General features: G+C 38.5%; 12 protein-coding genes. 2 read left to right on the top strand and 10 right to left on the bottom strand.

Going from position 1 to position 14,367, the window contains the following annotated elements:
• From lysS to B4C08_RS10085, 4 genes are all read right to left on the bottom strand, one after another.
• Positions 1 to 880, bottom strand: an 880-nt coding sequence (gene lysS / locus B4C08_RS10100) for a lysine--tRNA ligase (RefSeq protein ID WP_296665039.1), incomplete at its 3' end; no start/stop codon positions are given.
• Between the two features lie 171 nt (positions 881 to 1,051).
• Complete coding sequence (locus B4C08_RS10095; RefSeq protein WP_296665037.1) at positions 1,052 to 1,759, bottom strand: YARHG domain-containing protein; 708 nt, start codon at positions 1,757 to 1,759, stop codon at positions 1,052 to 1,054.
• Positions 1,760 to 2,749, bottom strand: coding sequence for a hypothetical protein (locus B4C08_RS10090; RefSeq protein ID WP_296665035.1), 990 nt, complete (start codon positions 2,747 to 2,749; stop codon positions 1,760 to 1,762).
• 73 nt (positions 2,750 to 2,822) lie between these two features.
• On the bottom strand, positions 2,823 to 3,749 hold the full coding sequence (locus B4C08_RS10085) for an NADase-type glycan-binding domain-containing protein (protein WP_296665033.1): 927 nt from the start codon (positions 3,747 to 3,749) through the stop codon (positions 2,823 to 2,825).
• 97 nt (positions 3,750 to 3,846) lie between these two features.
• On the opposite strand from B4C08_RS10085, the gene B4C08_RS10080 reads away from it, so the two are divergent.
• A complete protein-coding gene (locus tag B4C08_RS10080) occupies positions 3,847 to 5,619 on the top strand; it encodes a phosphoglucomutase (protein ID WP_296665031.1) in 1,773 nt (590 codons plus the stop codon).
• 3 nt (positions 5,620 to 5,622) lie between these two features.
• On the opposite strand, the gene B4C08_RS10075 is transcribed toward B4C08_RS10080, so the two are convergent.
• Positions 5,623 to 6,462: a Cof-type HAD-IIB family hydrolase gene (locus B4C08_RS10075; protein ID WP_296665029.1), complete on the bottom strand. Its 840-nt coding sequence runs from the start codon at positions 6,460 to 6,462 to the stop codon at positions 5,623 to 5,625.
• A gap of 77 nt (positions 6,463 to 6,539) precedes the next feature.
• Positions 6,540 to 8,321 carry an AAA family ATPase gene (locus B4C08_RS10070; RefSeq protein ID WP_296665027.1) on the bottom strand — a complete coding sequence of 594 codons (1,782 nt, stop codon included), beginning with the start codon at positions 8,319 to 8,321 and terminating at the stop codon, positions 6,540 to 6,542.
• A 148-nt stretch (positions 8,322 to 8,469) separates the two neighbouring features.
• Here B4C08_RS10070 and B4C08_RS10065 point away from each other — a divergent pair, with 148 nt between their 5' ends.
• Positions 8,470 to 9,207 carry a hypothetical protein gene (locus tag B4C08_RS10065; RefSeq protein ID WP_296665025.1) on the top strand — a complete coding sequence of 246 codons (738 nt, stop codon included), beginning with the start codon at positions 8,470 to 8,472 and terminating at the stop codon, positions 9,205 to 9,207.
• 251 nt (positions 9,208 to 9,458) lie between these two features.
• Here B4C08_RS10065 and ettA read toward each other — a convergent pair whose 3' ends face one another.
• From ettA to B4C08_RS10045, 4 genes are all read right to left on the bottom strand, one after another.
• A complete protein-coding gene (ettA, locus tag B4C08_RS10060) occupies positions 9,459 to 11,198 on the bottom strand; it encodes an energy-dependent translational throttle protein EttA (protein WP_296665023.1) in 1,740 nt (579 codons plus the stop codon).
• 197 nt (positions 11,199 to 11,395) lie between these two features.
• The gene (locus B4C08_RS10055) at positions 11,396 to 12,172 is read right to left on the bottom strand and encodes a hypothetical protein (RefSeq protein ID WP_296028908.1); all 777 of its coding nucleotides are present in this window, start codon (positions 12,170 to 12,172) and stop codon (positions 11,396 to 11,398) included.
• 412 nt (positions 12,173 to 12,584) lie between these two features.
• Positions 12,585 to 13,376: a hypothetical protein gene (locus B4C08_RS10050; protein ID WP_296665021.1), complete on the bottom strand. Its 792-nt coding sequence runs from the start codon at positions 13,374 to 13,376 to the stop codon at positions 12,585 to 12,587.
• A 17-nt stretch (positions 13,377 to 13,393) separates the two neighbouring features.
• Positions 13,394 to 14,014, bottom strand: coding sequence for a TM1812 family CRISPR-associated protein (locus tag B4C08_RS10045; protein WP_296665019.1), 621 nt, complete (start codon positions 14,012 to 14,014; stop codon positions 13,394 to 13,396).
• Between the last annotated feature and the right edge of the window lie 353 nt (positions 14,015 to 14,367).

Genomic DNA, 14,367 nt, shown 5'->3' with positions numbered 1-14,367 from the left:
ACATTTTTCCAGGAACGCCCTTGAGTTTTACAAAGTCGTACTTCATTGTAACAGGAGCGTCCCATCCAAAAACTTTCTTGCTTACAAGTTTTGCAGTGTCGTAGCTTCCGCCCGGAGAAATGTGATCTTTTCCGCCCGGCTCAAACACAACTTTTTCTTCATTCCATCTCATCGGCCAGTCAACACGCCAGCCCAGTTTGAATTCTTTTGAAGTGCGAAGGTCGCCTTTTTCTTCGTGTCCACAAGCCTTGCATTTGTATGTAACGCCGTACTCGCCGTCGTAATCAAGAATTTCTGTTTCGTCTTTATTGCATTTGCAACAGAAAGCGGCAACAGGCCAGTAAACATCTTTCGGCTTCATTTTGTGCTGCTCATCGCGATATTCGTTCAGGCATTCTTTTATAAGCTCACGGTTTTGCAATGCCTTTTTCATTCCTTCTGCATAACGGTTTGCTCGGTAACGGCTAGCCTGATACAAAAACTCAGGATGAATTCCTACACGCGGAAGCTGAGTTTCTATGTCAACCTCATGGTGGCGCGCATAGTTTTCATCGCGTCCGAAAGTGTCCGGCACCATTGTAATTGGATAGCGCAGATATTTTTCAAGAACTTCCGGCTGAGGCATATTGCCCGGCACTTTTCTAAACACATCGTAGTCGTCCCAGGAATAAATAAAGCGCACATTCTTGCCACGGTCGCGGAGAGCGCGCACAATCAAATCTACAGTAATAATTTCGCGGAAGTTTCCAATGTGAACTGTTCCGCTCGGGGTAATTCCAGAAGCGCAGGTATAAAGGTCAAGGTCGCCTTTCTGCTTGATAATTCTTGAAGCCTGCTGGTCAGCCCAGTGGCAAAGTTCTTTTTCGTTTCTTTCTGACATAATGCGGACTATTATATTGAAAAAAAAGGCAATGTGCAACGCAAGTTTTTGGAGGAAAGACAACCCTCTACTTCAGAAGCGAAGCGATTTTATCGCCGTTTTCTTTCCTCCAAACCACCTATCTTTCCCAGCACTGTTTAAAAAACCGGCAATTAATTTACGCTAAACAATTTATAATTTGCTTTCAAATTCCTTTATTAGATTAATAAACTCCCTATGCGGTTCAGCAATAAGTGACTCGTCAAAATCATCTACAGGCTTATACCATTTCATTCTATTATTAAAAAACTCCCGCAAATCCCTTGAGACAAAGTGGTAGCCGTAATATGCATATATAGTGTTTCTAAGGATACGAAGCTGGCTTTTATTTAGGCTTGGCAGATAGTATTCACGCAGCCTTCTTTTACATTCTTCACAGTATTCTTCTCTTGACGTTGACGAATATGGAATGTCTCTAAGGATATACCAATAGAAGTTGTTTGCAAGAATCTCGTTGATAAAATTTTCTTCAAGATAAACTTCACCGATAATTTCAGGTATTGTAAAGTCTGAAGAACTGGCATCAGCTCCGTATGACCAAAGCATATAATGTCCTCTTTCGGGATAGAAAGTTAACACAGGAGCATCATTAGATTCCATCATTGCAAATTCCCTATCTCTTGCAGGAGCTGATTTATCACTATGATCTTCTTTAAATAAAAATATTCTATCATCATTATTGATTATCAAGCCGCCATAAAATAATAACATTTTTTCATTGACCATGTATTTATAATGATTATTTTCATATACAATAAATTTTATTTTACCTTCGTTCTCAGCAAAACAGCATAAAGAGTGTAAAACAAATAAAACAATCAGTAGAATTAGTTTTTTCATTTAGAGTAACCCCATAATATTCATAAAAGCGGCGAATGCACGCATCCGCTCTAAGAAAGTCTCGTCATCAATGACAATTTTTTTTGCAATGCTTCTCATTTCTTCTTCTGACAAGTTCCGTTGTTTAGGTTTGTTTGGATTTCCCACAAGATATTCAATCTCAATAGATTTTGTCGTTTTGAACACATATTCAAGATAATTAGGCATAATAATCTCGCCGTATTCTAATTCACCTTCATTCCACCAATCATTGTCAAAGACAAACTGCCCATCAACGCTGTCTAAAATCATTCTGTCATTATTAAAACGGAAATATGAAAGGCTGTCTAAAATCATTCCGTCATACTTGTATTCCTCTACATTAAAACGGAAATGTGAATAGTCAAAAAATTTCGTCGATTCAAACATCAGCGCATAGGCTGCGGGCATATTGTACCTCCAAGAGATAGAGATATTCTCGTCCTTGTAAATACTGAATGTAAACTTGTCTAGCGTGCATGCAATAACTTCATCATTTGAAAGCTTGGCTTCCCTTCCGCTGTCAAATACAATTCTTATCTTTATGTCTTGAATGGTTTCCGTCCAGCCAGAAACAGTCTTAGGATTTTTTATCATTATTTCATAGGCCGCATATTGGTCAATTTTATCCGTAAGTTTTTCTGACACCGAACAAATCTTTTTATTATTTTTATCAAGCACAGTATAAGAAAAAATCATTTCCTTTATTGGCTCATCACTGACATTGCAAACTTTCACCTCGACATAGTTTCCGAAAAATACAAAGGGACTTATGGCAATGGGCGCAACCATATCTTCGTAGACGGTTCGGAAAACCTTTTTTTTATATTCTGTTTCATGTTTTACTACAATCTTGATAGTTTCCGCAGTCTTTATACCTCGCGATGTGGCTGACTGCACACACAAAATCAATATAATTGCCATCAGAATAAGGACGTTGATTTTGTTTGGTTTCATAATTTTTTCTTCCATTTTTGTCAGATTATGCAAGTTAAAAAAGTTTCTTACAATAATTCGAGGCTTGCATCTCTAAAAGCCGTAATTCTTATTTGTATGGGTCAGGCTCATATTTGCGGAACTTGTATTCGGAAGTGTACAAGTCTATCACTTTGAGTATATCTTCTTTCTTGTCAAAGCAGGAATATTTCTGATATGCTGGATACGCCTCTGTGCCGTCGTTATGAGATTCGGGAACAATCGCCGAAACGCACGTGTCTTCCCATTTGTCGCCCTTGTAAACTTCCGCAATTTTCAACTCTAGTTTTTTTGTTTCATGGTTCAGGTTGAAGAATTGAAAACACACACAATCCTCAAGCTCAAAAGTGTATTCGCTGCCGTTATCCAAGTCCCGGACAAAAAATGCCTTTACGCGGGAATTCTTTCGGTACAATTCCGGCTTCTTTGCATCAACATAGCCGTTCAGAATCATAATCTTTTTGAAAGGCTTTTCCGAAGTCATTTTTATAACTGTGCCGATTCCGTAACCGCTTTCACCCTCGACCCAGGGAATATGGTCATAATTCCATGAAAGGCTCTCGTAATGGTCAGTGGGCGCAAAAGCAAATGTGCCAAGATTTTCGGCTGAATAGACCACAAAGCCGCTCCTCGTGTTTTCAGAAAGCGAAGATGATGCAGAATATGTAACTTTGAACCACGGATTGTAAAAATATCCTCGCATTTGCGCATATTCATTATTCTTGCAATTTCCGCCTAACTTGACCGCAAGTTCCGGAATGAACATGATTTCGTCATAATAAAACCAGCCGTTCTCGTCAAGCCTGAAATCGCTACGGCTAAGTTTCTCATAAAAGCTGTCTTCCCAGCAAATTCGATATATCGCTTCAGGAGTCAGAAAATAAGATGAATCCCATGTGAATTCAAAGCGAAGATATTTGTCCTTGGACAAATCTACGGCAAAAGATGAAGCAATGAAACCAAGAAAAATCATCATCATAAAAAGTAATTTTCTCATTTTATCTCCAACATAAGGAATTCCAGACATGAACAAGTTTAACAAAAAATTCTGTTCGCTTCCACAGTTACGGCAAAAGCGGTATAATAAGCACATTATGGAACACAATATGATTTTATCAGCATCCGGCTGGAGAAAAGTTTTTACAGAAAGCATGGATGCGGAAGACACTTCGCCAAAAATCGGAGAAGCAAACAGCTTTCTTTGTCTTTTAATTGCGGAAACATTCGCAGAATATATAATTTCAAAAACAGGAAAAAAAGAGCCGTCAGTTGTAGTAGCAACAGACACACGCCCCACAGGAAAAGAAATCGCGCTCAATGTGATTCAAGGACTTTGCGCCTGCGGAATAAAAATTGTTTTCCTTGGAACTGCCGCCGCCCCGGAAATTATGGCGTATTCAAAAAAACACGACGGATTTCTCTACATTTCAGCAAGCCACAATCCTGTAGGACACAACGGAATAAAATTCGGACTGAACAACGGAGGCGTTCTTGAAGCCGGGGAATCAAAAAAACTTGCGGAAAGCTTTGCAGCAAAATGCAGTTCAGTCGGAGCAGAAGACCACGCACTTTCGCTTGCATTCAAAGCTCAAAAGGCACAAGTTGAAAATGTGTACGCAAAATGCGCCAAGTATAAAAAACAGTCTCTTGCCGCCTACGAAAAATTTATAAAGACCGTAATAGCCGGAAGTCCAAAAATTTTATTTCAGCACAAGCTGTTCAGCATTTTAAAAAAAGCAGCGCAGAAAAATCCGCTTAGCCTTGTGTGCGACATGAACGGTTCTGCCCGCGCAACTTCAATAGATAAAAAATTTATTCCGGAAAGCGGAATCAGTTTTATTCCATTCAACGAAGATAAAATTGTTCACGCAATAATTCCAGAGCCAGAAAATCTTGTGCATTGCGCGCAAAAAATCAATGAGCTCCAAAAAGAAGGAAACAAATCAGCCCTGCTCGGATATATGCCAGACTGCGACGGCGACCGAGGAAACATTGTCTACTGGAACGGCAAAGAGGCAAAAACCGTGCCGGCACAAGAAGTGTTCGCGCTATGCGTAATGTCGGAACTTGCATTTGAATACTGGAAAAATCCGGACACAAAAAATCTTGCGGTAGCTGTAAACTGCCCTACTTCCATGAGAATTGACGAAATCTGCGCCAGACTGAATGCAAAAGTATTCCGCGCAGAAGTTGGAGAAGCAAATGTAGTGAACCTTGCGCGTGAAAAAAGAAGCGAAGGCTTTAACGTAAGAATATTCGGGGAAGGAAGCAACGGCGGAAACATAACATACCCTTCTGCGGTAAGGGATCCAGTTGCAACAATTTTTGCGCTGGTAAAACTTCTTGCGCTGCGAGACACAAAAAATAAAATTGGCTTGTTCCACTTGTGGTGCAAGATGTCCGGGCAGGAAGAAAAATACAATGACAACTTTACCCTAAACGATGTTATTTCCACGCTGCCTGAATATACAACAACAGGCGTAAGCGAAAGCCGCGCAGTTCTTCAAGTAAAAATGCAGGACAAAGGCAAGCTCAAGGAAAACTTCAGAAAAGAATTCATTTCATCTTGGGAAGAAAAAAAAGAGCAGCTCAAAAATGAATACGGAATTTCAAGCTACGAAGCATTCACAACAAACGGCACAAAAGAAACTGTTGCCGCTCAAAACTGGAACAATGCGAACGGCGGACTAAAAGTAAAATTCCTGGACAGTTCAAATCACCCTGCAGCCTTTATCTGGATGCGTCCAAGCGGAACAGAGCCGGTCTTTAGAATAATGTGCGATGTAAAAGGAAACAAGACGCAAGAAGAAAAAGCCCTGCTTGAATGGGAAACAGAGCTTCTGCAAAAAGCGGACATTGAATCTTAAAATTTACAAAACATATTTTTCTATAAAGTCGCCAACGCCGCTTGAATCGTTATCTTTTTCAGTGATAAAGTCAGCGGCGTTTTTTATGTAGTCAATTCCATTGCTCATGCACACGCCGTAACCGCATTTTTCAATCATACTTTCATCGTTCATGCTGTCTCCGAATCCCATTGTAGATGAGCGCGGAATTCCAATGTAGTCAGCAAGCCAGTTTATAGATTCACCTTTTCCGCAGTTCGGCGGAAGGATTTCAAGAAAGAACGGTTTACTTGTAAATATAACGGCGGAATCTCCAAGTTCTTCCTTGAGTTTTTTTTGCAGCACTTGAAGAGTTTCAGGCTCGCCAGGAACAAGCATCTTAGGAAATTTTTTTTCAGTCAGGAAAGTTTCGTAGTCGTCTATAACTTTTCCTTTTAAACCGCACATATCAACGTCCTTGCGCGTCCAAGGAGTTTCTTCTGCATAGAAAATTGTGTCCGGGGAATAGACTTCGCTTCTAAGCCCCATTTTTTCAGCTTCGGAATTGACCTTTAGAAGAATAGAAGAATCAACGCTGCAAGTGTAAATCTGCTTTCGCTCGTGCATATCAAAAACGCTGCATCCGTTTATTGCAATTATAAATTTTCCAAACTCGCTGCCAGCAATGTCCAGCCTGCGCACAAAAGGCAGAATTCCATCTTCCGCGCGTCCAGAGCAAAGCACAACATAAATTCCGCGGCGAGCGCATTCCTGAAGCACCTGCACATTTTTGTCGCTGATTTTTCTATTTGAATCCAAAAGAGTGTCGTCCAAGTCAAGCGCAATAAGCCTTACATCAAGAGCACAAGAAGGAAACTTTGCCATATAAACCTCGCATAAAAAATCTTGGCAGATTATAAACTACACATAAAGTTGTTTCAATGGGAGTTGTAAGGATAGCTTTAATGTTTGCCAAGTTCTAAAAGATATTCCTCCACATTTCTATACAAAACACCATCTTCTGTTTCCAAGTTTTTTCCTCTATATAAAACTACCTTGCTCAAAATCTTACCATAGCGAAATTCTGTCTGTTCACATTTTTTTGTATCGACAAGATGATGATACTGCTCTTTAGAAATTTCTTTGCTGTGCTTAATCTTATATATTTTACAGTTAACATTTTCAGAATCATAGACAACCATATCAAATTCACCTACAGCAAACTTAAGCTTAAAAATATCTTTTTCAGGGTTAGCTTTTTTTGTTTCCAGCAAAACAATTTCCTCAAGAATACGACCTTTCACATCATCAAGAATTTTATCTGTAATTCTTTTTCTATCAATTGCGGAAATATTTTTAAAAACGTCATCCATCATAAGACTTTTTACAAGAGATTCCGCCTGCGAATAACGCAAGCCTGGCTGGCTAAAAACAGTTAAAAAAGCTCTATTGTTCAAATCAGCCATGGAAACAACAGGAATATTGCAAGTCAAATCAAGAATATCCAAGTATTCTTTAATTTCTTTGCGATGAACATCCTTGATTTCTATAGTCTGATTCTCTTTATTTAAAATTTCCAAAGCCTTCATAAGATTTTTTATCAGCTTCGGTTTATTAACAGTATCAAGAATATCTGTAGGATTAGTTCTATCATTACGGACATTTCTTTGCGCCAAGCCAAAATCATGGGATTTAAAATCGCGCGTCAAAACATCAATAGTAAAACGATGATTCATATCTTCTACAATTCTATTGATTACATTTGTCAGCTCATGTTTTTCATATAGCTCATAAAGATTTCTAAAATGATCTTCATATTGGTAATTTTTAAGCGAATGCTGTATGTTTCTGGCAATTGCAGTATTTACATATTCATCAGTACTCTGCTTTGTACCAAAAATTGAATTATTATAATTTTCACCGCTACGGCTCATTGTGCCGCCGTATTTAATATATTCATCAATACTTTGAATTCCAAGAATATCATAAAACTCCCGGAACGGAATAAATGTTGTATGCAAAAGAATGCATCGATCATAAAGCTGCTCATCTTCAGAAAAAATAAAACCAAGAGAATCTGTTCCAGAAAGAACTATCTTCATTCCACTAGCAGCAAAAACGTCAGAAAAAAGCGCAGCTCCATCAATAAAATCTTCCATCAGTGTAACTTCATCAATAAAGACATATTTATAGCCTTTAGATTCCAGCACTTTTAAATCCTTGTTTACATCAGAAAGCGTATTATTTGAATTTATCTGAATAAAAACTGATTTAGAAAAATTACTTTCCAGCATATTATAAATAATCTGACGAACTAAAGTAGTTTTTCCAGTTCTTCGCAGACCATAAAGAATAAATACTTTATCATGCGTTTCATTGTATATAAAATTTTTTATATCTTCATATATATAACGTTTTTTATAAGAACTTACAGATGCCGCAAAAGTCTTTAGAGGCTCTCCAATTCTGACATCACAATTATAGATATTATCTTTTTCAAGCTTTGCCGAAAAAACATGAATTTTAGAATTCCTCATCTCCTTTAATTTTTCCTGCAAAAGTTTTCTCTCTTCTATTTGAGCTTTTAAAAGCTCAGCTTCTTTTTCTTTTACAGTCCGCGAAAATTGCCTGCCGTTCTCTGTCCATTGATAATAAAGATATTTTTTTCCTTTTATCGTTTTTGCTGTAATTCCACCAGCTGGAAGAGTTTCTATTTTTTTCCTAAGTTCTTCTATGCCATTCATGCTTCAATATTAACTTAATTAACTTACTTTAACAAGTTAATTAAGTTAACCTATGCAATAAATAAAATCTCTAAAAAGCAAACAAATCTCTTGACAAAGTGCCGGGGGGGGGTAAGATAGGGTAACAAAATTAACAAGGAGTTATGTTATGAAAAAGTTTAATAAACTTTGCATGATTTTAGCAACAATTTTATTACCAGTTATACTATCAAGTTGTGATGATGGTTGCGACGGAGGAAATAAATCAGAAATAACAAATAATCAGGAGAACAGAGAGGAAACATATTCAGATGACACGATTTCTCTTAGTTCATGGATTCCACGAGATGCCTATAAAATTGAGCTAGATGAAAGTGTTAAAAATAATGAATACTTAAAAGATGTAAAATCTATCTCCGCAGAATTAGCTTCTAATCATAAAGCGGGAAGCTTTTATACTAAAGATGGATCCAATTATAATTATTATACTGGATTTGCAATAACATCAGCAGAACTAGAAGAACTTCTTGAAATAGTAACCGAAGGTTATTTAAAAGATTCCGTAGAGCAACACATTTTCAAACAAATAGATTCAGATGTAAAAGTTCTTTATGGAGCATTAGAAATAAGCTATGACAAAAAAACAATATCAGGAAAAATTCTAAAACAAGAGACAAGAACTCCAGTTACTTTCTATAATGGTAAAGACATCAATGGAAATACCGATTCTTCTAATTCCTCTGAATATAAACCTAGTGATGTAATTCTTACATTCATGGGAAAACTCACACAACCAAGCACATACAAAGTTGAATACGACTACACTTATTCTTCTTTTGGAGAAAAAAAATATTATTACTACCCTGGCACAATAACAATCACAAAAGTACAAATGGGATCAAACTAGCAATAAGCTATTGTCAGCTTTTGCTGCAACAGTTTTTATAATTCATTTTAAAGGAGCATACAAATGGGAAAGACAACTGTAAAACCAGGCAACAGCCACGCAGGGGAAGGCGGAAGAATGCCTTCAACAACAGGAAACCCAAGCGATGGAAACCGCGGCAACAATCCGCCTAGCAAATAACATCGCATTGGTTTTATGACACAAAAAAAAGGATGCCCCAACCGGGCATCCTTTTTTCTACAGTTCTACATTTATCTTGTGAGTTTGCGGTACATGGTCTTGTGAGGATGGTCGTCGTCAATGCCAAGGACGTTTTTCTTCCATTCTACGTATTCGCTCCAGTTGCCTTCAAAACACTTGACTTCGCTGTTGTTTTCAAACGCAAGAATGTGAGTGCAGATACGGTCAAGGAAGTAGCGGTCGTGGCTGATTACAAGAACGCAGCCTGCAAAACTGTTGATTGCCTCTTCAAGCGAGCGCGTTGTAGAAATATCAAGGTCGTTTGTAGGTTCGTCCAAAAGCAAAACGTTTCCCGCTTCCTTGAACATAAGCCCCATGTTCAGCCTGTTTTTTTCTCCGCCGGAAAGCACGCTGATTTTTTTGTTCTGTTCCGCGCCGTTAAAGTTGAACCAAGAGCAATACGCATGGGCATTCACTTCACGCAACGCTCCATTTACAGGCCGTCCTTTTTCGTCCACAGCACCAAGCTTTATAAGGTCAGCTCCTCCAGAAAGAAGCTCAAGTACTGTCTTGTCTGGGTCTAGTTTGCTTCTCATCTGATCTACATACACAAGCTTTACAGTGTCGCCTACTTTTATTGTGCCGGAATCTGGAGTTTCTTCTCCTTCACCTGTGGCAGCCTTTGCAAGCATTTTGAACAAAGTAGTTTTTCCGGCACCGTTAGGTCCAACAACTCCAACAACAGCACCAGCAGGAATTGCAAAGTCAAGGTTTTCAAAAAGGAGCTTGTCGCCAAATGATTTTGTAAGACCGCTCGCTTCAATTACAAGGCTTCCAAGACGAGGTCCTGCCGGAATTGAAATCTGGCTGTCTTTAAGCTGAACACGTTTCTGCTCTTCCGCCAAAAGCTGCTCGTACTTTGTGATATGCTCTTTGTGCTTTGCCTGCCTTCCTTTTGCGCCTGCGTGAATCCATTCAAGCTCTTCTTTCATTTCGCGCTGACGAACGCTTGCCTGTTTTTCTTCCTGCTCAAGACGCTTTTCCTTTGCTTCAAGCCATTCAGAATAATTTCCTTTAAACGGATAGCCTTCACCTCTGTCCATTTCAAGAATCCATCCGGCAACATTGTCAAGGAAGTAGCGGTCATGAGTAATCGCAATGATTGTGCCTTTGTAGTCACGAAGGTGGCGTTCAAGCCAGGCGACAGTTTCTGCGTCAAGGTGGTTAGTAGGTTCGTCCAAAAGCAGAATATCAGGCTGCTGAAGAAGAAGGCGGCACAAGGCAACACGGCGGCGTTCACCTCCAGAAAGCACGTCCACAACTTGGTCAGCAGGAGGACATCTTAATGCGTCCATTGCAAGCTCAAGGTTTGTGTCCAAATTCCATGCATCCGCAGCATCAAGTTTTTCCTGAAGCTCAGCCTGTCTTGCGCAAAGCTTGTCAAAGTCAGCGTCAGGGTCTCCAAACGCCTCGTTCACTTTGTCGAATTCAGCAAGCAAATCTGTAATCGGCTTTACGCCTTCCATTACAATTTCTTTTACAGTCTTGCCTGCTTCAAGCTGCGGTTCCTGCTCCAAATATCCCATTGTGAATCCAGGAAGCAGATGAGTTTCGCCTGTAAAATCGTTGTCAACGCCCGCAAGAATTTTAAATAAAGAAGACTTACCGGCGCCGTTTTCACCAATAACGCCGATTTTTGCTCCGTAATAATATGAAATGCTTATGTCTTTAAGAACAACTTTAGTCCCGTAAGCGCGGGAAACCCGATCCATTGTGTAAATAATTTTCTTATCGTCTACAGTCTTTGCCATATGCCCAATTGTAGTTTATATAATGATAATTTGCAATTAAAGCTGAAAAAATGCAGACATAAAAACAGCTCAAAAGTTACTGAGTTTTCACTCAAAAGTTACTGAGTTTTGACCCAAAAGTTACTGAGAAATGAGATGGAAAATCAGCACGGAAAGCTCATAACACGAATAGTTCTATTTCAAGGTTTGGTCATTAATCACTCTCCATTATAAGGAAGCCCCATCTGTGCATACCAGAACGACTTGCGGATTTCCCTATTAAAGCAAGGGTCATACCTGTCTCCCCAGAAATGCTCCATACGATAGTTTGTATAGCTTCCCTGCGGCTCAATATAGAACACTTTATTACCAGACCTGACCGACACAAACAGGTGGTTCATGCCTGTATTAAAGTTCTTGTTAAAGACAATCTGAGCAGATTTAGAGTCATCAGGATATATCTTAGCCCAAAGATAAATAAACATGACTGTAAAATCCTGGCAGTTAACCTGATGGTCGCCATTCATGTCATATACATTCTTATGTGTTTCATCAAGCACACGGATTATCTTGCTCTCTGTAATATCATCTATAATAGGATAGACAGCTCCCTTAGTATCTAGGGCATATGTGCACAAGAAGTAAGCAGCCGCTAAAGGGATAAATATTGCAAACAGAAAAACTATAGCCATCCATTTCAGGCTGTTGAAGAAATATTTCCAGCGCGAAGCTGACGTAGCACGGAATGAAATGTCATTATCAAGTTTCCGCTGAATAATCTTTGCAGCAAGGTTATCAACCTTAAGCAGGTCAACAGGCAGAAGATTCCTGACACCTTGCTGGTACAGACTTAACTTGCTGCATTCTAAGCAGTCATCAAAATCACATTGACCTGTTTCTCGCAGGCAGTAGCATGTTGCTTTTGTTTCTGCAAGAGTTTTAAGGTTCTTGTCAATCTCTGTTTCCATTCCTATGCGTGTTGTCTTTGTTTCCATCTAAAATCTCCCATATACAGAACAAGTTTTAATACCTTAAATCAAATCTGTGTTTTTAATCCATTCTATATTATCCCCAAGTATCTAGTATAATTCCTAGGATACAAATAGAAATACCTATACAAATGAAAAATGCCGCAATAACAAACTCTACTTGCATAATATCACACCTCTCTTTCAAGTTTTAAACCATTTACATAAGCTTTTTTTTTGACTGCTTTTCACCAAGAGCTATTCTTGCTCCGTTTTTGGCAAAAAATTTTATGATTTTACTGCGTTCATTTGCTCCTCCAATATTTATTTCTGCTTATATATATAAAGAGTTCTTTCTGTTCGGAAAATTAACACTTTTAAATAAAAAAAAATCCGCCCGGAGTAATTCCGAACGGATTGAAAACCGAATAAATGCCTTTTAAAAACAGTTCTCATTGTTTTTTTGCAAATCAAAGAAGCTGTCTATCTTTCTACTTCTGTCGGAAAGCGTTTTTTCAGGAATTCCGAACAGTTTTGACACATCTTTTTGGGTATACTTAAATTTTTTGTTCTCTGACTTAGCAAGCTCCTGTTTTGCAAAATAATCTTCGGCAAGCTCCATGTTTATAAAATCGTACTTTTTGTGTTTTTCTTCTATCCAGCCTGAATCTGGAAATTCTGCATCATGAAGAATTCTGTAGGTGAACATTACGCAAAGCGATTTGCGGACATCAGTTCTTACCGCTCTTGTATATATTTCAATGTCGTCAAAGAGCTTATTAAGCTTACTGTCATTTTCGATTTTATCATCCAAGCTTGCAGGTTTATCATCAGGCTCAAAATCGAGTAAAGTTACCGTCTCGCCATTCTTGCCAACAGGAGAATCAAAAGACAACGCTTTAAATTCCTCCTCATTTTTGACGCATAGCTTTTTAAGATTGTTGCAAAGAGCCTTATAAAAGTAGCCTGAATATGATGAAGAACATGGGGATTTTTTCCAAGAATTCCAGCACGCCTCAATTGTTTTTACAATTTCCATGCATAAATAATCTTCCTTGCCCCTGAATTTTTTACAGCAAATTTTATCGCCATAAGACAAAAGCTCTGCAAATGCCTTATTCTTAAGCGCAGCAGGAGTTTCTGTTACAGGCCCGTCGCAGAGTTCCGGTGTAAAATATTTTTTGCAGAGAAGATTGATGGGATTTTCTTCTTTTGATTTTGAATCTTCCATAAACAACCCCAAAAACGCTAAAGTTCAAACAAAGTGTTGAGCATTGCCAGAGCAGACGCTCCGTCCGGAGCTTTCATTACAGAAGCCATGGAATTCAGGTAGTACAGTGATGTAACATCAAAAATTTCAGCGGTATCGGGAATCGGATGTTTGTTTTTATCAAAATCTACTTTTCCATAAACAATGTTCTTAATATCCGCATCAAAGAATTTCTCCGCAAATCCAAGCACATAAAACAGAACCGGCGTTAAAGTCTTGGGGCCAAAAGTCATATCCGTATAAATTTCGCAGCCAGTCTCAAGCGAATTCACCAGCTGCCTGAACCTTGAATGCAAGACCTGGTTTGTCTCCCTGAATGCCTCCCTCACCTCGACATAAGAAATATCAGCTTTGATTTCAGAATTGATTTTGTCAAGCTCGTTTTTTTGGAGCTTCAGATTATCGTCAGAAAATTTTCCTTCTGTAACAATTCTTACAATCTTGACCTCATCACCTTTTTCAAGCGTTTTTGCAAGCAGAGAATCCACCGTAAAAAGCACAGGCTTTTCATATTCGATTGCCTTGTTTTCTTCAGATTTGTAGACAATGCCTTCTTTTATTTCCTGCATCGGAATTGTTGCAAATACAATTTTTTTCATTTTATCATGCCTCCCTAAATAAATTTCTCAAAAAACACCAGACGTCATTAAGCGGACTTTGCAATCCGTTTTACCAAAAATGACAGCAGCTCTATCGCAATTCCGGTCAAAGCGATTGTGATTGACATTCTTGGATTTGACTGAATCACGTCAAACGCAATTTTTTTAATTCTTAAAATAAAGTCTTTGTTTTTTATTCAGACAAATACAAATCTTGATTTTAGCAGAATTTTGATTGAGTTTTAATCCCTTAAATCAGGTCTATGTTTTTAATAATAAGATTGCAGAAGAGAATAATCAGCTTCAGCGAGATTCCTAGTTTTAATCCCTTAAATCAGGTCTATGTTTTTAAT

The sequence above is a fragment of the Treponema sp. UBA753 genome (assembly GCF_002297325.1).
Taxonomy (GTDB): domain Bacteria; phylum Spirochaetota; class Spirochaetia; order Treponematales; family Treponemataceae; genus Treponema_D.
The sequence above is the reverse complement of the archived record's forward strand: the minus strand, read 5'-3'. Positions and strand labels throughout refer to the sequence as shown.